Annotated in this window: 1 protein-coding gene; it reads left to right on the top strand. The window is 59.6% G+C overall.

Going from position 1 to position 782, the window contains the following annotated elements; all coding sequences use genetic code 11:
- Nucleotides 1–78: 78 nt before the first annotated feature.
- On the top strand, nucleotides 79–782 hold a 704-nt coding region (locus NW820_RS13040), incomplete at its 3' end, for a response regulator transcription factor (protein ID WP_414407728.1).

Raw genomic sequence — 782 nt, 5'->3', positions numbered from 1 at the left:
TAGGGTGCCGGAGGCATAGCACTGTCGCGTCAGCGGTGCGGAGCACTATGATGTGGGCGGGATCCCAACCGAACAGCCATGCAACCCTTGCACATCTTGCTGGCAGAAGGCAACCCTCATCTGCGCAGCTTGCTGTGTTGGCATTTGCAACAGGCCGGACACCAAGTTTGGGAAGCAGAGACCCTTCGCCAAGCAAAGACTCTGCTGCAACAGCAGCCCATTCACCTGCTGATTTTGGATGCGGAGCTGTCCAACCGCGGCGGGCTGCAATTGTGCCGGTGGGCCCATCGCCAGTACGATCTGCTGATTTTGCTACTCTCCCACCGGGGATCCGAAGCGGACATTATCGCCGGCCTAGAAGCAGGAGCGGACGATTACCTCACCAAGCCCTTTAGTATGCAACTGCTGGATGCCCACCTTCTAGCCTTGGCTCGGCGGCGACAGCGTCATATCCCCCCTACCTTTCTGCAGTACGGGGATCTCAAAATTGACCTGGTGCAACGGCGCGTTGCCCTGGCCGGGGAAGGGATCGACCTCACGCCTCAGGAGTTTAGCCTGCTGATGGTGCTGGTGCAGGCGGATGGGGATCCCGTCTCTCGTCTAGAGCTGCTGGAGCGAGCGTGGCCGGATTCCACCGATAACCCTCGCACCGTCGATACCCATATCCTCTCGTTGCGCAAAAAGCTGGAACGGGATCCGCGCCAGCCCAGCTTGATCCACACAGTGCGCAATGTCGGCTACTGCTTCGGTCTCAACCCCCCGCTGCCTCAGGAACAGAAAAC

This window comes from Synechococcus sp. R55.7 (assembly GCF_047461955.1).
In the GTDB taxonomy this organism is placed as follows: Bacteria; Cyanobacteriota; Cyanobacteriia; order Thermostichales; family Thermostichaceae; genus Thermostichus.
The sequence above is the reverse complement of the archived record's forward strand: the minus strand, read 5'-3'. Positions and strand labels throughout refer to the sequence as shown.